Genomic DNA, 25,059 nt, shown 5'->3' with positions numbered 1-25,059 from the left:
TCGTTACATCAGAAGGGATGGGAGCGGCGTTGGCCGGGTTGCCACAACACGCGCGAGATGGTGCGCAGCGAGATGCCGGCGGCGGCAAAGTAACTGATCGCGTCGATATGGCCACGCAAGGCGTAGATGGCCAGGCCGTTTTCCACCAGCCGCGCCATTTGCTTGTCGGGGCGCGCCACCAGCCGCAAAGGCTGGCGCGGCAGGTGCGCCATCGGACGAGCCGGGGCGGCGTGTTGTATGCGCTGGGCGTGGATGATGCCCACCACGCGTCCGGTTGTACGCTGTTCCATGATCGTCTCCGATAAGCTGGCATGCTCAATAGCTCCAGCATAGAGCGATCACGGCGGCGGGTATGTGCGGCGGCGCACCGTGCGCCGCCAGCACTGCCCCATACCTTACACCAGCTTGGCCGAGTGCTCGCGGGTGGCGTGGAATTGCAGTTTAGGCCAGCGCTCCTGCGTCAGGCGCAGGTTGACGCTGGACGTGGCCAGGTAGGCCAGGTTGCCGGCGGCGTCGTAGGCGACGTTGTGGCCCAGCGCATCTTCGAAGTCCGACAAGGCTTTCTTGTCGTCGCTGGAAACCCAACGCGCGCTGCTGATGCTGGTGCCTTCGAACACGGCGTCGACGCCGTACTCGTTCATCAGACGGCTGGCGACCACCTCGAACTGCAGCACGCCGACCGCGCCCAGCACGAGCTCACCGCCCTGCACCGGCTTGAAGACCTGTACCGCGCCCTCTTCGCCCAGCTGCTGCAAGCCTTTGTGCAGCTGCTTGATCTTCAGCGGATTACGGATGCGCACCGAGCGGAAGAAGTCCGGCGCGAAGTACGGGATGCCGGTAAAGGTCAGCAGCTCGCCCTCGGAGAAGGAATCGCCGATCTGCATATTGCCGTGGTTCGGCAGGCCGATGATGTCGCCGGCGTACGCCTCTTCCACCTGCTCGCGCGAGGATGCCATGAACGTCACCACCGACGACACCTTGATCTCGCGGCCCAGACGCAGGTGCTTGACCTTCATGCCGCGCTCGAAACGGCCCGAGCACACGCGCAGGAAGGCGATGCGGTCGCGGTGAGCCGGGTCCATATTGGCCTGGATCTTGAACACGAAACCGGTGAACGGCTCTTCCTTTGGATCGACCGCGCGCACGGTGGCGTCGCGCTCGCGCGGCGCCGGGGCCCAGTCGACCAGCGCCGACAGAATCTCGCGCACGCCGAAGTTGTTGATCGCGGAGCCGAAGAACACCGGCGTCTGCACGCCGGCCAGGAACTGCTCCAGGTCGAACGGATGCGAGGCGCCGTGCACCAGCTCCACTTCCATTTTCAGCTGGTCCATCTCCAGCGGGAACATCTCCTGCAGGCGCGGATTGTCGATGCCCTTGATGATCTCGAAGGCGCCGTCGGCCTTTTCCTCGCCGGCCTTGAACAGCATGATGGTGTCGTTCAGCAGGTGGTACACACCGCGGAAGTTCTTGCCCATGCCGATAGGCCAGGTCACCGGCGCGCACTGGATCTTCAGCACCGATTCCAGCTCGTCGAGCAGTTCCAGCGGATCGCGGGTTTCGCGGTCCATCTTGTTCATGAAGGTGACGATGGGCGTGTTGCGCATGCGGCAGACGTCCAGCAGCTTGATGGTCTGCGCTTCCACACCCTTGGCGGCGTCGATCACCATCAGCGCCGAGTCGACCGCCGTCAGCACGCGGTAGGTATCTTCCGAGAAGTCCTGGTGGCCGGGGGTGTCGAGCAGGTTGACCACGTGGTCGCGGAACTCGAACTGCATCACCGACGAGGCGACCGAAATGCCGCGCTGCTTCTCGATTTCCATCCAGTCGGAGGTGGCGTGGCGGCCGCTCTTGCGCGCCTTGACCGTGCCGGCCATCTGGATCGCGCCCGAGAACAGCAGCAGTTTTTCCGTCAGCGTGGTTTTACCCGCATCCGGGTGGGAAATGATGCCGAAGGTGCGGCGGCGCTGGACTTCACGCGCGATCAGGGCCGGCGTGCGGGCGCTGGACGTGGAGCCGGCGTCGTCGTTATTCTCGGGTGTTACGTTTTCGATATCGTTGACCATTTGTTCGCGATCTGAGGCGGGGCTGCAAAACCCTCGATTTTACCGATAGTTGGCCCCGCCGTGTGAACTGTTTGCCCGGGTTTGCCCGGGCCAGCCCCGCTTTTACTCCCCTTTCACCCTGCGCCAGCCCGTGCGGTGGGCGTCGGCCGAGGTCTGCTCGGCCAGCGGCGAGGTCTTGTTGGTGCCGTCGGCCAGCGTGGTAATCATCTTCAGTTGGCCATTCGGCAGGCGGATGATGATGAAACCGACCGCCGCCGAGGTGTTCGACAGCGTCGCCCCCACCGGATGGCTGCCGATCGCCTGGCCGTTGCAGACGTTGACCTGGTACAGATTGCTGGACCCGCCCACCGAGCACGACGACGACGAGGTCGGCAGGTTGGTGACGACGTTGGCCACGCCGCTGACGATCTGCGGATCCAGGTTCATACGCTCGCCGGCGTTGACCGACCAGTCGAAATACCAGCCCTCTTTCTGCGTCAGGTCGACCGGGTTGTTGGTCACTTGATAGGTGTTGACGTTGCTGCTGCTGCCCAGCAGGCTCAGCGTCTGCTGCACCATGGTCGAACCGCGGATGTTGGTGATCTGGCTGCCGGTGTCCTTCAACAGGTACAGGCTCTGCACCGAGGTGTCCGAGGTGTCGGGCACGTCCAGCAGGCGGCCGGTGCCGAACAGCACCACCCGCACGCCGGACGTGGTGACGGTCGATACACCGCCGACGACGGAAACCACCTGCACCGCGCAGGTGGTCACGTCCGGCCGCGTGGTGATCGGCTTGGACACGCCGGCATTGCCCATCAGGTTGACGGTGATGGTGCCGGACGGATCGCTGAGGTTGAAGCGCCACATCTGGCCCTGGTTGTCGCCGCCGTAGACGAACTGGATGCGCGGATCGGCGCCGGGGTCGTTGCTGATGGCCGAGATCTTGGCCAGGCCGGATGGCGTGACGGTGTCGCCCGAGTTGTTGCTGATCTTGTTGAGCAGCTCGCCGGTGTAGGCGTCCAGGATGTACAGGAAACCCTTGCCGGTGCCGGTGCCGACGCCGTCGGTGCCGGGCACGTTGTTGTAGCCCGAGGTCAGGAACACCACCCAGCGGCCGTTGGCCAGCGTGCCGAACTGCGGATTGCCGAAGGTCAGGCCGAGGTCGCCGTCGCTGAGCGGGCAGACGGTGCTGTCGGCGCAGAACTCCCACAGCTGCTTGGGATTCTTGGTGTCGGTGATGTCGAGCGCATAGTAGCCGCGGCCGCCGCCGTTCAGGCCGGCCACCAGCACGGTGCGCCAGCCCAGCGAGCCGGCCTTGATGTCGGCCACTTCCGGCGAGCCGTCGGTGGTGAACTGGTGGTTGGTGCCGTAGGTGGTGCCGGCCAGCGCGTACAGCTTCTTCATCGTGATGCGCGGCACATAGGCCCACAGCTCGACGCCGGTGGCGGAATCGAAGGCGTGCAGCATGCCGTCATTGGCGGCGGTGAACACGGTGCCGGTGCGGTACTTGGCGCTGGCCGGGTTGCCGTAGGTATCCTTGAAAACAGCGTAGTCCGGGTCGGGGAAATTGTTGCGCGGGTCGCGCACGAAGGCCGGCTTGGACGAGGCGATGTCGCCCAGCACGATGGGGATAGGACCGGCCGCGCCGGACGGCGTGTTGGCCGTCAGCGTGTAGGCGCGGAACAGGCTGTCGTCGGCATACTGCTGCTGGCCGCGCAGGTAGTTGACCAGGTTGTTGCCGTCGTTGACGATGGCCTTGTCCGATGCCGACAGCAGCACGCATTGCGCCAGCGCCGTGCACTTGTTGGAGAACCAGCCGCCGGCCGGCCCCTTCATGTTGGCGTAGCGGAATTCATCGGGCGTGCTGGCGTTGGCGCCGGACGTGTTGTACATGTAGATGGTGCGGGTGTCGCTGCTGTTGCCGACCTTCTTGCCCAGCGTGTCGCTGGTGGTCCAGGTGTTGGCGTTGCCGACGCTGCCGTCGGTGCTGTCGATCTTCTTGTCCGACAGTTCGCCATACCATTTCACGGTGGTGAAGGTGTCGGAGAAGATATCGTTGTCGGTCAGCGTGATGTTCGGCGTCGACGTCGCCGCAGCGGCGGCCGCGCCGACGTGCACCTGCATATTCGACAGCGCCTCGCTCAGGCCGCTGACCACGTCTTTCGGATCCTGGGCGCTGAAGTATTTGCCGTGGCCGTTGATGGCCGCATGCCACAAATCGTCGACCCGCTCCTGCACCGTGCTGGCGCCGTTGGTCACGTCGGGATCAGGCCAGACGTAGGCGCCGTTGCCGTTCCAAGGGCAGCCGCTGGTGGCCGCCGTGATCAGGTTGTAGAAGTCGCCGCCGGCCTTGGGCGCGCTGTCGTAGTTGGGTTCGTAGGTCATCACGCCATCCACGCCCAGGCCCAGCGTGTAGGTGTTCATGTGCAGGTGGGTGTTCTCGCCGCCGGCCGCCGGCACCGAGCCGGGCTTGCTCATATCCGGCTCCAGCGACGGCCGCAACGACACCGTGCCGGTGCTGGATCCGCCGTTGTACCAGTGCAGCGCCACGTCCGAAATCGACGGCTGCGACTGCGCCCGCGTATCGACGCAGCCGCGCGCCTGGGTGCAGAAGCGCGAGGCGTTTTCGACGTTGTCGTTGTTGACCACGTTGGCGGTCGAAGTACCGTTCCAGTAGCCGTCGGTGGTCAATATCATGAAGTTCTGCTGGCACGGGTACTGCACCACTTCCTGGCCGGCCGCGTAGTTGTACGGCGTCAGGTTGGCGTACATGCGGCCGACGTTGTCCATCGCGGTGCGGATCGGCGTCGAGCCGGAGGTGGTGGTGTTGTACAGCGTGGTGTACCAGCTGGAGCGCGCGCTGCCGGTGAAGTCGGCCGGCTTCTGGTCGATGGCGGCGCTGGCGCCGGCGTTCGACAGCTTGACGTAGCCGACCTTGTAGTTGGCGGTGATGGCCGAGAAGGCGATGCCGACCGAGGTCTTCATCATTTGCAGCCGGCTCTTGTAGTACACATACCAGTTGGCGAAGTTGTTCATCTCCTCGGCATAGGTGCAGGTGGTGCCGGCGCAGTCGGTGCGGTCGACCGATTTCGGATAGGTCTGGCCGCTGACGATGTTGACCCGCACGAAGGGATTGGGCGCGCCGGAACCGGCCGACAATGCCGCGGTGGTGGTCGGAATGGTGTCGTTGACGGCCGCCACGTAGCCGCTGGAGCCGGTCTTGGTCCAGCTGACCGTGCCCTGGTTGTCCATCGTGAATGCGCTGATGACACCGGTGTTGTCGGTCGCGCCCCAGTTCAGCAGGCAGACGCTGGTGTTGTTGTAGCCGCTCGGGCAATTGCTGCTGCTGCCCAGGTAGGCCTTGATGGTGTTGCCGGTGCCGATGAAATTGGCCAGTTGCGTGGCGACCTGCGTCGGCGACTGGGTCTTGCCCAGGCTCAGATAGGCCGGGCTGCCGCCGGAGGTGGTGCCGACCAGCGCCGTGCCGGCATAGCTGAGGCTTTTGAGGATGGCGGTCAGCGACGACGAGGTGGTGGTGCCGGTAAAGCTGATCACCGCCTTGGCCGGCGCATAGGCCGTCACGACGGCGGTCGGCGCGGTGACGGCGATGCCCCAGCCGGCGCGCGAGTTGTCCGAGAAGGTCACGCAATTGTTGACGCTGACGCTGCCGGTGCAGCTGACCGGCAGCACGGCCACCACATTGTCGGCGCTGAGCGTGATGCCGAAGACGCTGCAGGCCGGCACCGTGGCCTGGCCGGTCGGGGTCTTGACGCAGGCGTAGTACAGGCTGGTGGAGGCGGCGCCCTTGCCCACCGAGGTGGCGATGATGTTGGCCGCCAGCGCGCTGGCCAGCGTCTGCTGCTTGATCAGGCTGTTGGTGCCGGTCGGTGCGTTGACGGCGGCGTTGGTGATGGTGGTGCTGCCGTTGACCACCACGTTGCTGATGTTGAGCGAGGTGGCCGTAGCCGAGGCGCCGATGGCGATGGTGCCGTAGGAGGCGGTGGCGCCGGCCGGCTTCGAATACGCCGGATAGATGAAGGCGCCTACCCGCTTGCCCTGGCACTGGGTCAGCAGCTTGTCGCTGCACCAGCGCACCTTGGCCGCCACCGGATAGCCGGACGGCGCCGCCGCGCCGATCGCGGTCGACTGGCACACCTTCATGGTGTCGTCGGTGCAGAACTGGCCGACGCCGATGGTGTAGTAGTACGGGCCGGTGGTGATCGCGGTCGCGGTCTGGTAGGTGGCGTCCGGATAGGTATAGCTGGCGGTGTTGAACTGGCAAGTGCCGCCCGAGCACCACTTCAGGTCGGGGAAGCCGGTCACCAGATTGATGTTGGCCGACACCGTGTTGCCGAACATATCGGCCTTGTGGGCGCCGAAGCCGTCGCCGCTGACCGAAGTCCAGTTGCTGGTGTTGGCGGCGTTCTGCTCGGGGTAGTAGCTGCCGTCGTACTTGATCGGCACCACGTAGCGTATCGCCGGGTTGTAGTACTGCTTGTTGAAGTCCGGGCTCATGAACGGCGGGTGGCCGACCGCGCAGGCGGTCACGCCGGCCTGCAGCGTGGCGGCGCTGCGGCACAGGTTGTCGTTGACGTAGTCCGGCGTGTAGGTCTGGTCCATCGAGCCGGAGTTATCGAACAGCAGCATCAGATTGGGCTTGACGGTGCCGGTGCCGGTGATGTTCAGCAGCGGCACCTGGGCGATCTGGGTGGTCGCGGCCGGGGCCAGCAACGGGGCGCACAGGGCCAGGCCGGCCAGCGTGGAGAAGAGCTTGTTCATGACGGTTCCATTCAAAAAAACGGCGGCCTCACGGCCCTTTCATGACGACGGCTTGCGTGACCACATTGCCGCCACGGGCGCCGACGATGCGCGCCGTCACCACGTAGTGCAGCTGCGGCTGGTCCAGGTAGTTGGGGCTGTCGGAGCGGCCGCTCTTGCCGTAGGGGACGCCCGACTTGGAATTCGGCCGCGCCGAGGTCAGCAGGCAGCGGTTGCCGGGCGCGTTGAAGGCGCCGGCGAAATCGCACAGCCGGTGGATCACGTACTCGACCCGGTTGCCCGAGGGATCGGGCGCCAGCGTCACCGAACCGAGCCAGAAGGCCGGGTTGCTGGCGGTCCAGTTCGGCGACAGCGTGGCGACATAGCCGTTGGCCGGCTGGTTGTTCTCCAGCAGCGAGGCGCTGGGCATGGCGCGCAGGTAGGCGAACGCGGTGTGGATGCCGAGGTCGGTCGCCTTGCTCAGCGACGCGTCGTAGGCCAGGTTGGACGTGGTCAGCGTGGTCGAGGTGCTGGACTTGAGCAGGTAGATGCTACTGACCAGCATCACCGTCAGCATGATGAGCATGATGGGCAGCGCGATGCCGCGTTGTCGGGTCTGCGGGCGCATCAAGGCCTCCATTGAGCGTTGCGGATCTGCACGATGGTTTCAAACACGCGGTAGCGATAGCACTGCCACGACACCGTGTCGCCGGCCACCGCCACGTTGACCTGCACCGGCACCGCCGCCACGCCGGTGGGCACGCTGCTGCCGAACACCGTGGGCGCCACCGGCGTCGCGGTGCACTGCCCTGCCGAATTCGGCTTCTCGGTATTTTTGCTGCGCGCCACCACGGCGATGCGCACGGCGGCGATGCGCTGGTAGTCGCCGGGGCTGCCGGCAGTGCCGTCGCTGTCGGCGTCGATCATGCTGCCGCTCCAGGCGGTGATCTGCATGCCGTCGGCGCCGGGGCTGGGGTTGTAGGGATTGGGGCCGGGCGGGCGGGTGTCGAACCCGTACTGGGCCTTGATGCTGACCACGTTGTCGGTCACGGACACGCCGGCCGCTTCGGCGCCGGCCAGCTCGGTGGCGCGCAGCAGCAGCACGCCGTTGGCCACCGTCCAGGTGTGGAAGTGCATCAGCGCCGGCGAGCCGAGGTTGTAGATGTAGGCCAGGTTTTGCTTGTACGGATTGGCCAGGCCGGCGATGCCGTTGAAACGGTAGGCGCCGCCGCTGTTGACCAGAATGGTGCTGTTGGGCGGCGGGCCGAAGCCGGACAACTGGAACAGCGTGCACTTGCCGCTGCCCGGCGTCAGCGGCGCGATCACCATCACGTCGCCGTTGTTGAAGCCGTAGGGATTCTTGCTGTCGACGGTGAGGGTGTTGCCGACCGTGTAGTCGGCGAACAGCTTGATCGAACCGGCGCCGGCTTGCGAGGTGCCGCTGTTGAACGAGATCAGGTCGGGATTGGCGCCGTTCGACTGGATCACCACCGGCGCCAGCGGCGTGATGCTGGCGCCGGCGCGCGGCATGGCGGGCAGCACGTAGCCGCTGGCGTCGGAGAAGCTGGTGTCGCAGCCGGCCACCATCGGATCGTTCAGGCCCCAGCCGGCCGCCGTGGCGTCGCTGCTGAGCGAGAACAGCGCCAGCATGCCGTTCTGCATGCTGTCGGAACCGCCGACGGCGGCGTCCTTGTTTTTCTCGCCGCTGACGATCAGGCGGGTGGCGAACAGCAGCGCCAGCAGGCCGATCACCACGCTGACCATCAATTCCACCAACGAGAAGCCGCGCCGGCGGCGGGAGAGAGAGGCGTTCATATCAGATCGCAATATAGGAAGTGACCAGATGCTGATTAGGGGCGTCGCCGGCCTTGCGTTTCCACTTGATGGAGATGTCCACCTGCACCCGCAGCTGCTGCGGCGTGACCGTCACGCCGATGACGGAGCCCGGTATCGCGAGCTGGGTTTCATCGACCCAGGGCTTGATGGCGGCGGTCGGCGTCCCGCCCTCCGTGACGCTGTAGTTCAGCACGTTGTTGCTGTCGGCATTCATCACGCCCAGCAGTTTTTCGCCGGCCAGGGTGGCTTCGGCGCGCTGGCTGGCGTCGGACAGCGCCGCATAGGCGCGCGCCTGCAAGCCGATGGTGCCGACCAGGCCGATGCCGAGGATGACGATGGCCAGCATCGCCTCCAGCAGCGCGATGCCGCCCTGGCGCCGGTGGGGCCGGCAGGTCGTGGCGGCGCGGTGGGGGGTGGTTTTCATGGCGGACAGGCCCTGGTATCGTTGGCGGGAGCGTGCGGATCGCACTTGCTGGCCATGCCGGCCAGCGTAATCACCAGCGCCACCGCCGGCACGTCGCTCGCATACTGGGAGGCCGGGTTCAGGCGCAGGCTGGTCATGCGCTGGGCGAAGCGGGTGTCGACCCAGCCGACCGGCGTGTAGTACACCTGCGAGCTGCCTTCCGGCAGCGTGCTCGGCAACAGCACTTCGGAACTGGGCAGCGCATCGGCGGCGCGGTACACGGACTTGTAGCCGGCCACGCCTTCCGGATCGTTGGCGGCGGCGACGTTGACGGTCGACCATCCGGGCTCGGCCGCGCCGCACTGGGTGAGCGGCGAGACGAAGCAGATGTCGACCTGCCAGTCCATCTGCCCGGTGTTGACGTTGGGGGTCAGCGAGATTCGGCTGAAGCTGTTGTGCATGACGGCCTGGCGGCGCGCCATGCTGAAGCCGTCGGCATAGAACTCGCTGGCGCCGCGCGTGCGGTTGCTCAGCAGCCAGCTGCTGGCGTTCGGTATGCCGATCGCCAGCATGAAGGCGAAGATGGTCAGCGCCAGCAGCAGCTCCAGCAGCGTGAGGCCACGCATGCTGTGCCGGGGCGGCGGCGTCAGTTGGAACATGCGCCACCTTTATGGTCCACCCAGCACGAACCGCTGATGCCCCAGCCGGCCGGACTGCCGGTGGTGGTGTGGGTGCCGTTCTGGTCGATGGTGTAGACGAAGCCGGTCATCTTGCCGATGCCGGTGGCCGTCAGCGTGTAGCTGGAGGCGGTGGCCGCGCTCAGCGCGTAGGTGAAGTTGGCGGTATTGGGGGGGAAGTTGCTGGCGCCGTTGAAGCCGATGTAGGTGCGGTTGTTGGACCAGAACTGCTCGGCCGCCGGCTGCGCGCCGCCCAGGCCGGTGAACGCTTCGCTGAGCCGGCCGCGTATCACGTAATCGCTGTAGGCCGGGATCGCGACCGCCATCAAGATGCCGACAATGGCCACGGAGACCATAATCTCGATCAAGGTAAAGCCTTTTTGTGCACGCTGCATGGCCCGCTCCCGGTGAGTTTTCTATGCACTGGAGTGTAGCGGGCCAAGCTTGCATTACCCTGAGGAAACGCTGACAAATTCCTGACAACGGTGAAAATCAGCAAAAATGCACGGAAAATAGTGCGCCATGGCCGCCGGCGGCGTCGGTGATGGTCAGGCTGGCGCCGTGGACGGTGGCGATGTCGCGCACGATGGCCAGGCCCAGGCCGCTGCCGGTGGTCTTGTCGTCCAGCCGCACGTAGCGGCTGAACACCTGCTCGCGCTTGGCCGGCGGGATGCCGGGGCCGTTGTCCTCGACGGTCAGCCAGCCGCCCTCGCCGTCCGGCCGGCAAGCCACCGTGACCGTGCCGCGCGCCGGCGTGTAGCGGATGGCGTTGTCGATCAGGTTGTCGATCAGGTCGCGCAGCAGGAAGCGGTCGCCCAGCACCGTCACCGGCTGCAGGTCGAAGCCGAGGTCGATGGACTTCAGCGTGGCCTGGTCGACGAAGGATTGCACCGCGTCTTCCACCAAAGCGTTCAGCGCCACCGGTTCCAGCCGCGTTTTTTCGAAGTGGCCGGGTTCGGCGCGGGCCAGCGCCAGCAGCTGATTGGTCTGCCGTATCATGCGCTCGGTGGCCGACAGCATCAGCTTGAGCGATGGCGCGGTCTCCGGCCCGGCGTGGCGCTCGCCCAGCCATTCGAGCTGGGTCTTCAAGCCCGCCAGCGGCGTGCGCAGCTGGTGCGCGACATTGGCCAGGAATTCCTGCCGCGCCTGCGCGCCCTGGCTGACCTTGTCCAGCAGGCCGTTGAAGGCGGCCACCACGGGCTCCAGTTCGTAGGGCACTTCGGCTGGGGCGATCGGTTCGAAGTTGTCGCCGTCGCGCGCGTTCAGGCCGGCGCGCAGGCGGTTCAACGGCAGCAGGCCGTTGCTGACCGAGAACCAGATCAGGCCGACGCAGGCCAGCGCGAACAAGGATTCCAGCAGCACCAGCGCACGCACCACGGCCTGGCGGATCTGGGTGCGCTTGCGCAGCGTCTTGGCGACGCCGATGTAGGCGTGCACCGGGGCGGCGTTGGCGTTCAGCGTCAGCCGCAGCGCGACGCCGCGTACGGCTTCGCCACGCACGCTGCCGTCGAAGGCTGCAGCTGGCTTGCCCGCGCGCACGGCGCCGCCCAGAGCGGCTTGCGACAACGGCGGGAAATCGGCGTCGCCGGCGATGGTCACTCCGGCCTCGTCGCGCACGACGAAATAGACGGCGTCGCTATCGTCGGTACGCAGCACCTGCTCGGCCTGGCGCGGCAGGTCGATGCGCAACTGGCTCTGGTCGGCGGCCAGGCGTGCGCCCAGCGCGGCGGCGGCGTCGGACAGGCTCTGGTCGAAGGCCAGCTGGGCCGGCAGCCAGGCCAGCATATAGGTCAACGCGCCGCCGGCCAGGTTAATCAGCAGGATGGGCCCGATCAACCACTTCAGCAGCCGCAGCCGGATGCTATTCATGCGCGGCCGGAGTCTGCTCCAGCATGTAGCCGAAGCCGCGTATGGTGCGGATCGACACGCCGGCATCGGCGATCTTCAATCGCAGGCGGGAAATGTAGACCTCCACCGCATTCAGGGTGAGGTCGTCGCCCCACGGCAGGATGGCGTCGATGATCTGCTGCTTGGACACCACGCGCGCGCCGTGCTGCAGCAGGTACTCCAGCACCGCCCACTCGCGCACCGACAGTTCGATGATCTTGTCGCCCACGCGGGCGCGCTTGGCCGACAGGTCGAGCGCCAGATCGCCCAGCGCCAGCACGGCCGGCTTGGGCGTATTGCGCCGCGCCAGCGCGCGCAACCGCGCCACCAGCTCGGCCGTGGCAAAGGGCTTGACCAGATAATCGTCGGCGCCCAGCTCCAGGCCGCGCACGCGGTCCTCGATGGCGTCACGCGCCGTCAGCAACAGCACCGGCACCTGGGTGCCGCGCGCACGCAGCCGCCGCACCACTTCGAAGCCGTCGATGCCGGGCAGGCCGATGTCGAGCACCACCACCTCGGTATGCTCGGCGCGCTGCAGCAGCGCGTCGGCCTGGGTGCCGTTGCCGACCACCTCGACCGCCATGCCATGCCCGCTCAAAACACGGCTCAGGCCATCGGCCAATACGGCGTCATCTTCCACTACAAGTACATGCATGATCTGTGCGCCAGTCGAAGTGATTTTGTGCATTATGCACGCGCCCCTCGGAGAAAAATAGGGGTCGTGTAGGACCAAGACTACAAAGTGCCATGTTGCAAGCCTACATTTGTGCGTCTGCTCCTCTTATGTTCGCAATCTAACAAAACCCCTAAAGTTATACCCACACCGCAGCACAGCTACGGTGCTCTTGTATAGCCAGATTGTGAGGAACAAAATGAACAACACCCAACTTAACGCAACCGAAAAAACCACCGCGCCACGCATGGCGCCTGGTTCGAAAGAATTCAACGTTGCGTCGCGGCCTGTTGTCAGCTACAGCGGCGCCCAGCAGAACGAACTGCTGGCCGCACTCCCGCGCGAGGTGCTGGAATCGCTGTTTGAACACCTGGAACTGGTGACCCTGCCCTTCGGCAAAGAATTGTTTGAATTCGGTGGCGCGATGGAGTACGTGCATTTCCCGACCACCGCCATCGTCTCGCTGCTGTACGTGATGGAAGACGGCGCCACCACCGAGATCGCCGTTGTAGGACACGAGGGCGTCGTCGGCGTCTCGCTGTTCGAAGGCGAGCGCGCCATGTGCAGCGCCGTGGTGCAAGCGGCCGGCTACGGCTATCGCATGAAGGCCCAGCATCTGCGCGACGCGTTCAACCAGGGCGGCGCCCTGCCCGCGCTGCTGATGCGCTACAACACCGCGCTGTTCGCGCAGATGGCGCAGAACGCCGTCGGCGGCCGCCACAGCTCGATCGAACAAAAGCTGTGCCGCTGGCTGCTGGACCGCCTCGACCGCTCGCCATCGAACGAACTGAAAGTAACACAGGAAATGATTTCCATCATGCTGGGCGTGCGCCGCGAAAGCATCACCGCCGCCGCCGGCAAGTTGCAGGACGACGGCCTGATTACCTACCGCCGCGGCAACATCACTGTGCTTGATCGCTCAGGCTTGGAGGCGTATGCGGGTGAGTGCTATAAGGTGGCGAAGACGGAATACGACCGTCTGCTGGTGGATGTAGCACGCTGCTAAGCACTTCGGCGATGGCCGGAGGCAGCGCCACGGCCGCATCGGCACGGCGCTCTTCCGCCGGCGCGCGGTTGCGCAGTGGGATGGAAACTTCGATGCAGGTGCCTGCATCGTTACGGCCGCGACGGATCGTCAGCGAGCCACCGAGCAACAGAGCGCGTTCGCGCATGCCCAGCAGTCCGTGCGACATGGGCTTGACGATGGTGTTGGAGGCGATGCCGATGCCGTCATCGATAATGCGCAGCACCAGGCCGTCGTGGTTGCGGTTCAACGTGACAGTGACGCGGCTGGCCTTGGCGTACTTGCGGATATTGGTCAACGATTCCTGCACGATGCGGAACAGGGCGATCGACAGGTCGCCCGAATTGCGGGCCGTGTTTTCGATATCGGCGCTGACATCGCAATCGCAGCGCACCTGGGCCAGACGGCTGAACTCGTTGCAATAGCTTTCGATGGCGGCGCACAGGCCCAAATTATCCAGCAAACTCGGACGCAGGTTTTCGACGATGCGGCGCTTCATTTCCACCGTTTCCACCAGCGTGGCACGGGCGCGCTTGAGTTGCGCCGCCAGTTCCGGATCGGTCTTGTTCAGCTGCTGGGTGACGGCCGCGATATCCATGCTGATCGAGGTCAGGTTGGCGCCCATCTCGTCGTGCAGTTCGCGCGACAGCCGCACCTTCTCTTCCTCGCTGATGCTGATCAGGTGGCGCGACAGCACCGACAACTGCTCGGTACGCTGCTCGACCTGCGATTCCAGATTCTCGTTGGCGCTTTGCAGCGCGTGCTCAACCTGCGCGCGGTTGGCGAAGCTGCGCCGCACCAGCTGGTAGAACATAATCAGCACGACGATGGCGACGGCGTTGATGCCCATGCCCAGCAGCACCGCCTTTTGATATTCCTGGTAGAACATGGCGCTGCGCGAGGCCATGGTTTCGTTCTGCTCCTGCTCCATGATGACGACCTGCAGGCGGATCTCGTCCATGCTGGCGCGACCATCGCTGAGCTTGGCGATCTTGACGATCTCGTCCAGCCCACCCTCGCGGTAGACATCGATGGCCTGGCTCATGATGCTCAGGCGGCGGCGCACCAGCGTGTGCAGTTGCGCCAGGTTCTTCAGCTGCGACGGATTATCGGCCAGCAGCTTTTCCAGCTCTTTGAATTCGATTTCGGTTTCCGCCAGCGCGGTCTTGGTCGGCCCAAGGTAGGCGTCGCGGCCCGACAGGAAGTAGCCGCGCATGCTGCTCTCGGCGTCGAGCACCAGCACGTTCAGGTATTGCAGACGATCGGCCACGCGCGCGGTCTGGCCCAGCAGAACCTGGGCGCCGCGCAGAGCCTGCAGATTGTGGAACAGGCTAAATCCGTTGACGATCAGCAGCAGCGCGCAGGTCACGCACAAGACGGTCTTGTACAGCGGCAGGCGATGATGCGGCGCTGCTTCGACAGTGAAATACATCCTGATGAGTTTCCTTCACTTGGGTTAATCCGGGGCGGACATACGCCACACTAGCCGAATTATAGACCGATGAAGGATGGGATGCGCTTTGAGGCGCGCGGCAAACGTGCGCGCCCCGGAGGAATCAATCGAGCAGATTGTTCTTCATCGCGTAGTACGTCAGGTCCGAATTCGACTGCATGCCCATTTTTTCCATGATGCGGGTGCGGTAGGTGCTGACGGTTTTAATGCTCAGCGACAGCGCCACGCCGATGTCGGACACGGTGGCGCCGCGCGCCAGGCGCAGGAAGACCTGGAATTCACGGTCGGACAACTCGGTATGCAGCGCCGTGTTGGGATCGCGGTCGAAGCTTTGCGCCAGCAGTTCGCCGACGGTGGAGCTGACATAGCGCCGGCCCTGGTACACGGTACGCACGGCGGTCATCAGCTCGTCCGCCTCGCATTCCTTGTTCAGGTAGCCGTTGGCGCCCATTTTGAACAGGTTCAGCGCGTACTGCTGGGCCGGATAGCCGGACAGTATCAACACCGGCAGGTCGGGCTGCCCCTGGCGGATGGTACGCAAGGTATCGATGCCGCTCTGGTCGGGCATGGCGATATCGAGCAACAGCACGTCGCAAATCTCACGGCGTGCGATATCCAACGCTTCGCGGCCGGTACCGGCTTCCGCCACCACGTCGAAGTCGTCCGCCGATGAAAAAATCTGTTTGAATCCCGCTCTTACTATCTGATGGTCGTCACAAATGGCAACGCGTATCATTGTTTCCCCTCGTCTTGTCCGGTCGATGCGGCTTGGGCCCCACCGGACTGCACGCCACCGTTCATCATCGCTGATGAATGACTAATGTTGAAATTATAGCAGCAATCATCCCGCTAGCTGCGCTACGCGGCAGCAGTGCACCTTACGCTTGCTTGAGCAAGCTCAAAATAGCCTGTAATTCACCGCGTATCATGTCGCGGTCCAATGGCGCCGGGAGCTCCGCCGACGGCACACCGCCGACGGCCAAGCCACCATCATACTCCGCCGCCGCGCCATCGTACGCACGACTGTCGAGCTTATTGCGGGCGCCGCTGATCGTGAAGCCCTGCTCGTACAGCAGCTCGCGGATGCGGCGTATCAGCAGCACCTCGTGGTGCTGGTAGTAGCGGCGGTTGCCGCGCCGTTTGACCGGCTTGAGCTGCGTGAACTCCTGCTCCCAGTAGCGCAGCACATGCGGCTTGACGCCGCACAGCTCGCTCACTTCACCGATCGTGAAATAGCGCTTGGCCGGGATCGGCGGCAGCACAACCAGTTCGGATTTGGCGAGGCGGTCATTCATCACGGCTCAGTCCCACTCAGGCGGCGCGCGCCATCGGATTGCTCTCTTCGACCATGCCCTTGAGTTTTTGGCTGGCATGGAACGTCACCACGCGGCGCGCCGTGATCGGAATTTCTTCGCCGGTCTTCGGGTTGCGGCCCGGACGCTGCGGCTTGTCGCGCAGCTGGAAGTTGCCGAAACCGGACAGCTTGACGGCTTCGCCGCGCTCCAGCGCATTGCGAATCTCGTCGAAGAAGGTTTCCACCATGTCCTTGGCCTCGCGCTTGTTCAAGCCGACCTGTTCGAACAACAGTTCGGCCAGCTCCGCCTTGGTCAGCGTAGGCAAATCTTTTTCTGCATCCTGGCGTACCTTGGCCACCTGCATGGCCCGATGCAAATCGGCAGCCAATGCGGATTGGAGTACGGCGGAATCGACGTCGTTATTATTAATTTTCCTGCCCTGCCTTATCTAAGAACGAATGAGTCCGGCACAGGCCGGACTCCCAAATGGTCAAAAATGACGATTTTACAACAAGTTGTCGTGCCAGCTTACGTACGCAGACGCGCGCCGTGTTTTTGCTTGGCGGCGTCGCCCACAGCACTCATCACAGCCTCGACCACGTCGTCTTGCAGCGTATTTTGAGTATCTTGCAAGCTAAAGCGGAAAGCAAGCGATTTTTCGTCCGCCTCCAGTCCTTTACCACGATATTCATCAAACAAAACAATGGCTTGCACGATCTTGCCATGCGGATTTACTTGCACGGCAGCATTAAATGCATCCAGCAGATCTTGCGCCGGAACGTCTTGCTTGACGACGACGGCCAGATCGCGGGTGGCGCCCGGGAACTTGGAGATCTCTTCATATTCTGGCACAGATCGTTGCTGCAAAGCAATCGCATCGACCTCGAACACGACCGGCGCGTGCGGCAGCTCGTACTTCTGCAGCCAGCGCGGGTGCAACTCGCCGATGAAGCCGATGACCTTGCCGTCCAGCAGCACGTGCGCCGAGCGGCCCGGATGCAGCGCCGGATGCTCCGCCTTGACAAAGCGCAGCGACAGCGGCGCGAACAGGTGCTCCAGGTCGGCCTTGAGGTCGAAGAAATCGACCGCGCGGTTGTCCTGGCCCCACTGCTCGTCGGCCACGTTACCGTAGGCCATGGCGGCCACGCGTTTCGGCTGGTGGTAGCCGGCCACGGTCAGCGGGCCGTCCGGAATGCTGTCGTCGCGCAGATAGATGGCGCCGACTTCGAACAGACGCACGCGGCTGGTCTTGCGGTTCAGGTTGTAGCGCACGTTGGCCACCAGGCTGCCGATCAGCGTCGAGCGCATCACGTTCATCTGGCTGGCGATCGGGTTCTGCAGCTTGATCGGGTTGGCGTTGCCGCCGAAGTCCTGCTCCCAGGCCGACTCCACAAAGCTCATATTGACCACTTCCTGGAAGCCCAGGTCGGCCAGCTGGTGGCGCACGGCGAACAGCGAACGGGTGTTTTCCGGCGCCAGGATCATGGTGTTGGCGGCCACCGGCGCCACGGTCGGGATGTTCTCGAAACCGTAGACGCGCGCGACTTCCTCGATCAGGTCTTCCTCGATCTCGATGTCGAAGCGGTACGACGGCGACGTCACCGAGAACACTCCCCCGTTCGGGCCGTCGGCTAACGTATAGGGCAGCGCCAGGCGGGTGAAGATGTCGGCGATGGTCTGGTCGTCCAGCGCGACGCCGATCACTTTCTGGGCGCGGGCGGTACGCATCTGCACCGGCGCGCGCTTCGGCACGTTGACGATCTGGTCGTCTACCGGACCTACCTGCGTGGTCGGCGTGCCGCAGATTTCGATCAGCAGCGAGGTGATGCGCTCGATGTGCTCGACGGTGGTGGCGTAGTCGACGCCGCGCTCGAAGCGATGTGCCGCGTCGGTCGAGAAGTTGTACTTGCGAGCGCGGCCCTGGATGGCGTTCGGCCACCAGAATGCGGCTTCCAGATAAATCGATTCGGTCTCCAGCGAGACGGCCGTGGCGTCGCCACCCATGATGCCGGCCAGCGATTCGATTTCCTTGTCGTCCGAGATCACGCCTACCCATTCGTCGATGGCGACGGTGTTGCCGTTCAAGAGCTTGAGCGTTTCGCCGGCTTTACCCCAGCGCACGTTCAGGCCGCCGTGAATCTTGGCCAGGTCGAACACGTGGGTAGGACGGCCCAGCTCCAGCATCACGTAGTTGGAGATGTCCACCAGCGCCGACACCGAGCGCTGGCCGCTGCGCTCAAGGCGCTGCTTCATCCAGTCCGGCGTGGCGGCCTTGGCGTTCAGGTTGCGGATCACGCGGCCGGAGAAGCGGCCGCACAGGTCCGGCGCCGAGATCTTCACCGGCAGCACTTCGGCGCTGTTGACGGCGACCGGGCGGAACGACGGCACTTGCAGTGCAACGCCGGTCAGCGCCGACACTTCGCGCGCCACGCCCAGCACCGACAGGCAGTCCGCCTTGTTCGGGGTCAGCTTGATGGTGAACTTGAGGTCGTTGAGCGCGTAGTAGTCGCGGAAGTTCTGGCCGACTGGTGCGTCGTCCGGCAGTTCCAGCAGGCCGCTGCCCTCTTCCGACAATTTCAGTTCCTTGGCCGAGCACAGCATGCCTTGCGACTCGACGCCGCGCAGCTGGCCAACCTTGATTTCAAACGGCTTGCCGTCGGCGCCAGGCGGCAGCACGGCGCCGGCCATCGCGCACACGACCTTCAGGCCAGGGCGCACGTTCGGCGCGCCGCAGACGATGTTGAGCAAGGTGCCGGTGCCGACATCGACCTGGCAGACATTCAGGCGGTCCGCGTTCGGATGCTTGGCCATGTCGCGCACGTGGCCGACGACCACGTTGGAGAACGGCGGCGCCACGGCTTCGACTTCTTCCACTTCCAGGCCGGACATCGTCAGCAGATGGGCCAGTTCGTCCGAAGTCATCTTCGGATCGACCATGGTACGGAGCCAGTTTTCGGAGAATTGCATAGTCAGTCTTTCTAGTTATCGCCGCCGTCATTCCAGCGCAAGCGGGAATCCATAGAACGCGGGCGGAATCGCCTCAGCATGGATTCCCGCTTTCGCGGGAATGACGACGATATCCGTATTAGTTGAACTGCTTCAGGAAGCGCAGGTCGCCTTCGTAGAACAGGCGCAGGTCGCTGACGCCGTAACGCAGCATCGTCAGGCGTTCCAGGCCGGAGCCGAACGCGAAGCCGATGTACTTTTCCGGGTCGAGGCCGAAGTTGCGCACCACCGACGGGTGCACCTGGCCCGAGCCGGAAATCTCCAGCCAGCGGCCCTTCAGCGGACCGGAACCGAAGGCGATATCAATCTCGGCCGAAGGCTCGGTGAACGGGAAGTACGATGGACGGAAACGCACTTGCAGGTCGTCGGTCTCGAAGAAGGCCTTGACGAAGTTCAGGTACACGCCCTTGAGGTCGGCGAAGCTGATGTTCTCGGCGATCCACAGGCCTTCGACCTGGTGGAACATCGGCGAATGCGTGGCGTCGCTGTCGACGCGGTAGGTGCGGCCCGGCGCGATCACCTTGATCGGCGGCGTGTGGCTGCGGGCGTAACGCACCTGCATCGGCGAGGTGTGCGTGCGCAGCAGCAGCGGCTTGCCTTCGCTGTCGTTGCCTTCGATGTAGAAGGTGTCTTGCATGGAACGGGCTGGATGGTTTTCCGGGCTGTTGAGCGCCGTGAAGTTGGTCCAGTCGTTTTCGATTTCGGGGCCGTCGGCCACATCGAAACCGATGGAGCGGAAGATCTCTTCCACGCGCTCCCAGGTCCGCATCACCGGGTGGATGCCGCCGCCGGCGCGACCGCGGCCAGGCAGCGAGACATCGATGGCCTCGGCGTTCAAACGGGTTTGCATCTGGGCGTCGGCCAGCGCGTCGCGCCGGGCCGTCAGCGCCGCTTCAATCTGCCCTTTGGCAGCATTGATCAGGGCGCCCTGCGCCTTGCGCGCTTCAGGGTCGAGCTTGCCCAGACCCTTCATCAATTCGGTGATCTGGCCGGTCTTGCCCAGATATTTGGCTTTGGCATTTTCCAGTGCGGCGGCGTCATCTTTGACCGCGTCGAAATCCTGCACTGCTGAGGCGACGAGTTGTTCCAGGGAGTCCATGCGTTTTTCTTATCCTCAATCAAAAACGGGGCACAGGTATATACCTTTGCCCCGTTCTCAGTCGTTATCCCGTGACCGGGATACGGCGTCTAATCATTGCGTATTAAGCAGCGATTTTTGCTTTCACAGCGTTGACAATCGCAGCGAACGCTGGCTTGTCCATCACTGCCATATCGGCCAGGACTTTACGGTCCAGTTCGATCGAAGCTTTCTTCAGACCATTCATGAAGACGCTGTAGGTAACGCCATGCTCACGGGAAGCAGCGTTGATACGAGCGATCCACAGACGGCGGAAGACGCGCTTCTTGTTACGACGGTCGCGGTAAGCGTATTGGCCAGCGCGCATAACTGCTTGCTTGGCAATACGGTATACCTTGCTACGACGACCGCGGTAGCCTTTGGCCAGGTTTAATACTTTTTTATGACGGGCACGAGCTGTAACCCCACGTTTTACTCTAGGCATAGTAACTCCTTAAAAGTGTGAGATTAAGCGGTTGGCATCATACGCATGACGGACGTTACATCCGAAGCGTTGATGTTACGGGTGCCGCGCAGCTGACGTTTGTTTTTGGTGGTCTTCTTGGTCAGAATGTGGCGTTTGAACGCCATACCCGATTTAACAGTACCACCTGGACGCACGCGAAAACGTTTTTTCGCGGAGCTTTTGGTTTTCATTTTTGGCATAGCAATCTACCCTCTTGGGTAGCTCCATATCAAACAGGATTGCAGGTGGTGACACTACGTCACGCTTAGATGCCTGCTTTCACTTGTTTTTGCAGCAGATGCGAGTCCACTACATTACAACAGCCGACAATTATAGACCAGTTGCTGCAATTCTGCACCACAAATTATAAGAGGCGCCGCAGCGCCTCTTATCTTGCCGTTACAGCAGGATTACTTCTTTTTCTTCGGAGACAGCACCATGATCATCTGGCGGCCTTCCATCTTCGGGAACTGCTCGACCTGGCCGTAAGGCTCCAGATCGGCTTTCAGACGTTCCAGCATGCGGAAGCCAATATCCTGGTGCGCCATTTCACGGCCGCGGAAACGCAGCGTGATCTTGGTTTTATCGCCTTCATCGAGGAACTTGATGAGGTTACGCAGCTTGATATTGTAGTCGCCGTCATCGGTACCCGGACGGAATTTGACTTCCTTCACGGCGATGATTTTCTGCTTCAATTTCGCTTCGTGAGCCTTCTTCTGCTCCGAATACTTGAATTTGCCGTAGTCCATCAAACGGCAGACCGGCGGGACCGCGGTAGGCGCGATCTCGACCAGGTCGACGTTTGCTTCTTCCGCCAGGCGGAAGGCTTCGGCCAAACTCACGATACCGAGAGGCTCGTTATCGACCCCACTTAAACGCATTTCAGGGGCAGTGATTTCGCCATTGATGCGATGCGACTTGTCAGTAGCTATGGTGATTCCTTTTAAAATCTAATGAAGAACTGTGCGATCAGGCTTTGTTGGCGACATCTTGCTGCAGTCGCTCGATCAGGGCATCGATGGACATGACGCCCAAATCGACATTACCCCGTGCCCGCACAGCTACGGTGTTGGCATCCCGCTCTTTATCGCCGACTACAAGGATGTAGGGCAGTTTTTGGACGGAATGTTCACGTATTTTATAGGTTATTTTCTCGTTGCGCAAATCGGTCTGCACGCGGAACCCGCTCCGGCGCAGCTTTTCAGCCACTTGCGCCACATATTCGGCCTGCGAATCGGAGATGTTCAACACCGACACTTGCACCGGCGCCAACCATGCCGGCAAGGCGCCCGCGTAGTTCTCGATCAGGATGCCGATGAAGCGCTCCATCGAACCAACGATCGCACGGTGCAGCATGACCGGCACCTGGCGGCTGTTGTCGGCCGCCACGTACTCGGCGCCCAGACGCTCCGGCATGAAGAAGTCGACCTGCATCGTGCCGACCTGCCATGGGCGGCCCAGCGAATCCTTCAGGTGGTACTCGATCTTCGGACCATAGAACGCGCCCTCGCCCGGCAATTCGGTCCAGGTCACGCCGCAGGCGCGCAGACCCGAGCGCAGCGCATCCTCGGCCTCATCCCAGACTTCGTCGGTGCCGATGCGGTTGTCCGGACGCAGCGCCAGCTTGACTTCGATGTTATTGAAGTCGAAGTCCTTGTAGACTTCCATCGCTTGCGTGTGGAAAGCCACGACTTCCGGCTCGATCTGCTCTTCGGTGCAGAAGATGTGGCCGTCGTCCTGGGTGAAACCGCGCACGCGCATGATGCCGTGCAGCGCGCCCGAAGGCTCGTTGCGGTGGCACTGGCCGAACTCGCCGTAGCGCAGCGGCAGGTCGCGGTACGAACGCATATTGCTGTTGAAGATCTGCACGTGGCCCGGGCAGTTCATCGGCTTCAGCGCGTAGGAGCGGTTTTCCGACTCCGTCACGAACATGTTTTCGCGGTAGTTGTCCCAGTGGCCGGTCTTGCCCCACAGGCTGGAATCCAGAATCTGCGGCGCCTTGACTTCCTGATAGCCATTGACCTGGTATTTGTTGCGCATGTATTGCTCAACCTGCTGCCAGATGGTCCAGCCCTTCGGGTGCCAGAACACCAGGCCCGGCGCCTCGTCCTGGAAGTGGAAGAAGTCCAGCTGCTTGCCCAGCTTGCGGTGGTCGCGCTTTTCCGCCTCTTCCAGCTGGAACAGGTATTGTTCTTGATCTTCTTTCTTGACCCAGGCGGTGCCGTACACACGCTGCAGCATTTCGTTCTTGCTGTCGCCGCGCCAGTAGGCGCCGGCCAGCTTCATCAGCTTGAATACTTTCAGCTTGCCGGTCGATGGCACGTGCGGGCCGCGGCACAAGTCGGTGAAGCTGCCTTCGGTGTACAGCGACACATCCTGATCGGCAGGAATCGACGAGATGATCTCGGCCTTGTAGGCCTCGCCGATGGACTTGAAGTAGGCAACCGCCTCGTCGCGCGGCAGCACCTTGCGAGTGACCGGCTCATCCTTCTTGGCCAGCTCGGCCATTTTCTTTTCAATCGCAACCAGATCGTCAGGCGTGAACGGACGCTTGTACGAGAAGTCGTAGTAGAAACCGTTTTCGATGACCGGGCCGATGGTCACTTGCGCATCAGGGAACAGCTCCTTGACGGCGTAGGCCAGCAAGTGGGCGGTCGAGTGGCGGATCACGTCCAGACCTTCAGGGTCCTTATCGGTGATGATGGCCAGATCGGAATCTTTCTCGATCAGGAAAGAGGTATCCACCACTTTGCCATCAACCTTGCCGGCCAGTGCGGCCTTGCCCAGGCTGGTTGCGATGCTGGACGCCACTTGTGCAACGGTGACTGGGCCGTCGAATTCACGGGCAGAACCATCAGGAAGGCGAACTGAAAGCATAACGATCTCCATTTAGGCGCGGGCGCCGGGTAGTGGTACAACAAATGATAATAAAAACGCGGACGAAAAAAAACGCGGGCTAGCCGCGTTTTCTCTTTTTTTGAGCAAAAGAATCCCGATCGACTAGCGTCACTCCCAAAGCTTGGTAGTAGTTCGCGGTGTCATAACCGGATTGCCTTTCTCGCTCTTACATGTTCTGGTGGGCGGTGCAGAATTCGAATCTGCGACCCCTTGGATGTCGACCAAGTATTCTAACCAGCTGAACTAACCGCCCGGGGGTACTACTCAATACTGCTATTTTACTGCGCTTTTACTACTGTGCTACGTAATCTGGTGGGCGGTGCAGAATTCGAATCTGCGACCCCTTGGATGTCGACCAAGTATTCTAACCAGCTGAACTAACCGCCCGAAGACCAGCATTATAGAGAGCGATTCGAAGAAAAACAAGGGCATAATTCGGAAACATTTACAAAATGCACTATGACGATGCGATACGCGACTTGGCCGCATCCATTAAACTATGGCTGTTCCCACCTCAACAAGAAGCCGATGCAAGCCGAAACCCGCGCCAGTACTAGCGTAGAGCTGCCCCCCTCCCCGTCCGCCCACCTGCACGAGCACCGCGACGGCGACGCCAAACATGTGCACTTCAATATACAGCGCAGCCAATCGGTGCTGGCGTGGTCACTGGCGTTGACGCTGGGATTCGCTGTCGTCGAAGTCGTGACGGGCTTCATGTCCAATTCGCTGGCCTTGATTTCCGACGCCGGCCACATGGTGACGGACGCCGCCGCGCTGGGCCTGGCCTTGCTGGCGCAGTTGATCGCCAAGCGGCCGCCGTCGGCGCGCCATTCCTTCGGCTTCGGCCGCGCCGAGGCGCTGGCCGCTTTCGTCAACAGCCTGGTGCTGTTGTTGCTGGTGGGCTGGATCGGTTACGAGGCGGTGCAACGCTTCTCGCAACCGCAGCAGGTGCAGGGCGGCACGGTCTTCATCGTCGCCGGCATCGGCCTGCTCATCAACCTGGTGCTGGCCTACATACTGTCCCGTGGCGACAGCAATATGAATACGCGCGCCGCGCTGGTGAATGTCATCGGCGACTTGCTGGGTTCGGTGGCCGCGCTGATCGCCGGCGCCGTCATCTATTACACGGGCTGGATGCAGATCGATCCGCTGCTGTCGATCTTTGTCGCGCTGCTGATTTTAAAGTCCACCATCGACGTGCTGCGCGAGTCCTATCACTTCCTGATGGAAGGCGTGCCCGACCACATCGACTATATGGAGGTGGGTGCCGACCTGGAACAGATCGACGGCGTGCGCTCGGTGCACGACCTGCACGTGTGGGACATGTCGCCAGGCCAGCCGGCATTGATCGGCCATGTCGAGATCGACGACCTCGCCCGCTGGCCCGACATCCTGCACGCCATCAAAGCCATGCTGCTGGAAAAGCATGGCATCGACCACATCACCCTGCAGGCTGAAGTCGCATCGCAGTAATGCTTGCAATGCGGGGCGTCCTGCTTATACTGCTATCAGTGATATCACTCT

General features: G+C 62.8%; 22 protein-coding genes and 2 tRNA genes. 2 read left to right on the top strand and 22 right to left on the bottom strand.

What is annotated here, in order from left to right; genetic code table 11:
• Positions 1-8: 8 nt before the first annotated feature.
• The 10 genes from GEV02_RS00305 to GEV02_RS00260 form a co-directional block, all read right to left on the bottom strand.
• Complete coding sequence (locus GEV02_RS00305; RefSeq protein WP_152835983.1) at positions 9-290, bottom strand: hypothetical protein; 282 nt, start codon at positions 288-290, stop codon at positions 9-11.
• Positions 291-395: 105 nt separating this feature from the next.
• Positions 396-2,063: a peptide chain release factor 3 gene (locus GEV02_RS00300; RefSeq protein WP_008449383.1), complete on the bottom strand. Its 1,668-nt coding sequence runs from the start codon at positions 2,061-2,063 to the stop codon at positions 396-398.
• A gap of 102 nt (positions 2,064-2,165) precedes the next feature.
• Positions 2,166-6,821 (bottom strand): pilus assembly protein, encoded by a 4,656-nt coding sequence (locus tag GEV02_RS00295; RefSeq protein ID WP_152835982.1) that lies wholly within the window; start codon positions 6,819-6,821, stop codon positions 2,166-2,168.
• A gap of 28 nt (positions 6,822-6,849) precedes the next feature.
• The gene (locus tag GEV02_RS00290) at positions 6,850-7,428 is read right to left on the bottom strand and encodes a hypothetical protein (protein WP_152835981.1); all 579 of its coding nucleotides are present in this window, start codon (positions 7,426-7,428) and stop codon (positions 6,850-6,852) included.
• Complete coding sequence (locus GEV02_RS00285) at positions 7,428-8,615, bottom strand: PilW family protein (RefSeq protein ID WP_152835980.1); 1,188 nt, start codon at positions 8,613-8,615, stop codon at positions 7,428-7,430. The genes GEV02_RS00290 and GEV02_RS00285 overlap by 1 nt, the downstream gene beginning before the upstream one ends.
• A gap of 1 nt (position 8,616) precedes the next feature.
• Positions 8,617-9,060: a type IV pilus modification PilV family protein gene (locus GEV02_RS00280; protein WP_152835979.1), complete on the bottom strand. Its 444-nt coding sequence runs from the start codon at positions 9,058-9,060 to the stop codon at positions 8,617-8,619.
• The gene (locus tag GEV02_RS00275; protein WP_152835978.1) at positions 9,057-9,698 is read right to left on the bottom strand and encodes a prepilin-type N-terminal cleavage/methylation domain-containing protein; all 642 of its coding nucleotides are present in this window, start codon (positions 9,696-9,698) and stop codon (positions 9,057-9,059) included. The genes GEV02_RS00280 and GEV02_RS00275 overlap by 4 nt, the downstream gene beginning before the upstream one ends.
• A complete protein-coding gene (locus GEV02_RS00270) occupies positions 9,686-10,111 on the bottom strand; it encodes a type IV pilin protein (RefSeq protein WP_152835977.1) in 426 nt (141 codons plus the stop codon). Before GEV02_RS00270 ends, GEV02_RS00275 begins: the two co-directional genes overlap by 13 nt.
• A 97-nt stretch (positions 10,112-10,208) precedes the next feature.
• A complete protein-coding gene (locus GEV02_RS00265) occupies positions 10,209-11,585 on the bottom strand; it encodes a sensor histidine kinase (protein WP_152835976.1) in 1,377 nt (458 codons plus the stop codon).
• On the bottom strand, positions 11,578-12,258 hold the full coding sequence (locus GEV02_RS00260) for a response regulator transcription factor (RefSeq protein WP_152835975.1): 681 nt from the start codon (positions 12,256-12,258) through the stop codon (positions 11,578-11,580). Before GEV02_RS00260 ends, GEV02_RS00265 begins: the two co-directional genes overlap by 8 nt.
• Before the next feature lie 217 nt (positions 12,259-12,475).
• Here GEV02_RS00260 and GEV02_RS00255 point away from each other — a divergent pair, with 217 nt between their 5' ends.
• Positions 12,476-13,282, top strand: coding sequence for a Crp/Fnr family transcriptional regulator (locus tag GEV02_RS00255; RefSeq protein WP_152835974.1), 807 nt, complete (start codon positions 12,476-12,478; stop codon positions 13,280-13,282).
• On the opposite strand, the gene GEV02_RS00250 is transcribed toward GEV02_RS00255, so the two are convergent.
• From GEV02_RS00250 to GEV02_RS00195, 12 genes are all read right to left on the bottom strand, one after another.
• Positions 13,179-14,732, bottom strand: coding sequence for a CHASE3 domain-containing protein (locus GEV02_RS00250; RefSeq protein ID WP_152835973.1), 1,554 nt, complete (start codon positions 14,730-14,732; stop codon positions 13,179-13,181). The two genes, GEV02_RS00255 and GEV02_RS00250, sit on opposite strands and share 104 nt — an antisense overlap.
• Positions 14,733-14,856: 124 nt before the next feature.
• Positions 14,857-15,489 carry a response regulator gene (locus GEV02_RS00245; protein WP_152835972.1) on the bottom strand — a complete coding sequence of 211 codons (633 nt, stop codon included), beginning with the start codon at positions 15,487-15,489 and terminating at the stop codon, positions 14,857-14,859.
• Between the two features lie 142 nt (positions 15,490-15,631).
• Positions 15,632-16,048, bottom strand: a complete 417-nt coding sequence (locus GEV02_RS00240) for a MerR family transcriptional regulator (RefSeq protein WP_152835971.1) — start codon at positions 16,046-16,048, stop codon at positions 15,632-15,634.
• Between the two features lie 16 nt (positions 16,049-16,064).
• The gene (locus tag GEV02_RS00235; protein ID WP_019919772.1) at positions 16,065-16,412 is read right to left on the bottom strand and encodes an integration host factor subunit alpha; all 348 of its coding nucleotides are present in this window, start codon (positions 16,410-16,412) and stop codon (positions 16,065-16,067) included.
• A 164-nt stretch (positions 16,413-16,576) separates the two neighbouring features.
• Positions 16,577-19,015 (bottom strand): phenylalanine--tRNA ligase subunit beta, encoded by a 2,439-nt coding sequence (gene pheT, locus GEV02_RS00230; RefSeq protein WP_152835970.1) that lies wholly within the window; start codon positions 19,013-19,015, stop codon positions 16,577-16,579.
• A 118-nt stretch (positions 19,016-19,133) separates the two neighbouring features.
• Entirely contained in the window at positions 19,134-20,153 is a 1,020-nt protein-coding gene (gene pheS, locus GEV02_RS00225; protein ID WP_008449402.1) for a phenylalanine--tRNA ligase subunit alpha, read from the bottom strand.
• Between the two features lie 103 nt (positions 20,154-20,256).
• Complete coding sequence (rplT, locus tag GEV02_RS00220; protein ID WP_008449404.1) at positions 20,257-20,616, bottom strand: 50S ribosomal protein L20; 360 nt, start codon at positions 20,614-20,616, stop codon at positions 20,257-20,259.
• A gap of 23 nt (positions 20,617-20,639) precedes the next feature.
• Positions 20,640-20,837 (bottom strand): 50S ribosomal protein L35, encoded by a 198-nt coding sequence (rpmI, locus tag GEV02_RS00215; RefSeq protein ID WP_008449407.1) that lies wholly within the window; start codon positions 20,835-20,837, stop codon positions 20,640-20,642.
• Positions 20,838-21,047: 210 nt separating this feature from the next.
• On the bottom strand, positions 21,048-21,587 hold the full coding sequence (gene infC / locus GEV02_RS00210) for a translation initiation factor IF-3 (RefSeq protein ID WP_071658961.1): 540 nt from the start codon (positions 21,585-21,587) through the stop codon (positions 21,048-21,050).
• A 19-nt stretch (positions 21,588-21,606) separates the two neighbouring features.
• Positions 21,607-23,514, bottom strand: coding sequence for a threonine--tRNA ligase (gene thrS / locus GEV02_RS00205; RefSeq protein WP_152800595.1), 1,908 nt, complete (start codon positions 23,512-23,514; stop codon positions 21,607-21,609).
• 197 nt (positions 23,515-23,711) lie between these two features.
• A tRNA-Val gene (locus tag GEV02_RS00200) sits at positions 23,712-23,788 on the bottom strand.
• Positions 23,789-23,845: 57 nt separating this feature from the next.
• Positions 23,846-23,922: transfer RNA gene (locus tag GEV02_RS00195), tRNA-Val, on the bottom strand.
• 141 nt (positions 23,923-24,063) lie between these two features.
• Between GEV02_RS00195 and GEV02_RS00190 the strand changes: the two genes are divergently transcribed.
• A complete protein-coding gene (locus GEV02_RS00190) occupies positions 24,064-25,008 on the top strand; it encodes a cation diffusion facilitator family transporter (RefSeq protein WP_152835969.1) in 945 nt (314 codons plus the stop codon).
• The last annotated feature ends 51 nt before the right edge of the window (positions 25,009-25,059 follow it).

Origin of the sequence: Rugamonas aquatica (genome assembly GCF_009380215.1) — a bacterium.
Classification (GTDB): Bacteria; Pseudomonadota; Gammaproteobacteria; order Burkholderiales; family Burkholderiaceae_D; genus Rugamonas; species Rugamonas aquatica_B.
This window is presented reverse-complemented; position numbering and strand designations above follow the sequence as displayed.

Coding starts and splice junctions, on each gene's coding strand:
- GEV02_RS00305 (WP_152835983.1), bottom strand. CDS start 290: ATGGAACAGCGTACAACCGGACGCGTGGTGGGCATCATCCACGCCCAG.
- GEV02_RS00300 (WP_008449383.1), bottom strand. CDS start 2,063: ATGGTCAACGATATCGAAAACGTAACACCCGAGAATAACGACGACGCC.
- GEV02_RS00295 (WP_152835982.1), bottom strand. CDS start 6,821: ATGAACAAGCTCTTCTCCACGCTGGCCGGCCTGGCCCTGTGCGCCCCG.
- GEV02_RS00290 (WP_152835981.1), bottom strand. CDS start 7,428: ATGCGCCCGCAGACCCGACAACGCGGCATCGCGCTGCCCATCATGCTC.
- GEV02_RS00285 (WP_152835980.1), bottom strand. CDS start 8,615: ATGAACGCCTCTCTCTCCCGCCGCCGGCGCGGCTTCTCGTTGGTGGAA.
- GEV02_RS00280 (WP_152835979.1), bottom strand. CDS start 9,060: ATGAAAACCACCCCCCACCGCGCCGCCACGACCTGCCGGCCCCACCGG.
- GEV02_RS00275 (WP_152835978.1), bottom strand. CDS start 9,698: ATGTTCCAACTGACGCCGCCGCCCCGGCACAGCATGCGTGGCCTCACG.
- GEV02_RS00270 (WP_152835977.1), bottom strand. CDS start 10,111: ATGCAGCGTGCACAAAAAGGCTTTACCTTGATCGAGATTATGGTCTCC.
- GEV02_RS00265 (WP_152835976.1), bottom strand. CDS start 11,585: ATGAATAGCATCCGGCTGCGGCTGCTGAAGTGGTTGATCGGGCCCATC.
- GEV02_RS00260 (WP_152835975.1), bottom strand. CDS start 12,258: ATGCATGTACTTGTAGTGGAAGATGACGCCGTATTGGCCGATGGCCTG.
- GEV02_RS00255 (WP_152835974.1), top strand. CDS start 12,476: ATGAACAACACCCAACTTAACGCAACCGAAAAAACCACCGCGCCACGC.
- GEV02_RS00250 (WP_152835973.1), bottom strand. CDS start 14,732: ATGTATTTCACTGTCGAAGCAGCGCCGCATCATCGCCTGCCGCTGTAC.
- GEV02_RS00245 (WP_152835972.1), bottom strand. CDS start 15,489: ATGATACGCGTTGCCATTTGTGACGACCATCAGATAGTAAGAGCGGGA.
- GEV02_RS00240 (WP_152835971.1), bottom strand. CDS start 16,048: ATGAATGACCGCCTCGCCAAATCCGAACTGGTTGTGCTGCCGCCGATC.
- GEV02_RS00235 (WP_019919772.1), bottom strand. CDS start 16,412: ATGCAGGTGGCCAAGGTACGCCAGGATGCAGAAAAAGATTTGCCTACG.
- pheT (WP_152835970.1), bottom strand. CDS start 19,015: ATGCAATTCTCCGAAAACTGGCTCCGTACCATGGTCGATCCGAAGATG.
- pheS (WP_008449402.1), bottom strand. CDS start 20,153: ATGGACTCCCTGGAACAACTCGTCGCCTCAGCAGTGCAGGATTTCGAC.
- rplT (WP_008449404.1), bottom strand. CDS start 20,616: ATGCCTAGAGTAAAACGTGGGGTTACAGCTCGTGCCCGTCATAAAAAA.
- rpmI (WP_008449407.1), bottom strand. CDS start 20,837: ATGCCAAAAATGAAAACCAAAAGCTCCGCGAAAAAACGTTTTCGCGTG.
- thrS (WP_152800595.1), bottom strand. CDS start 23,514: ATGCTTTCAGTTCGCCTTCCTGATGGTTCTGCCCGTGAATTCGACGGC.
- GEV02_RS00190 (WP_152835969.1), top strand. CDS start 24,064: ATGCAAGCCGAAACCCGCGCCAGTACTAGCGTAGAGCTGCCCCCCTCC.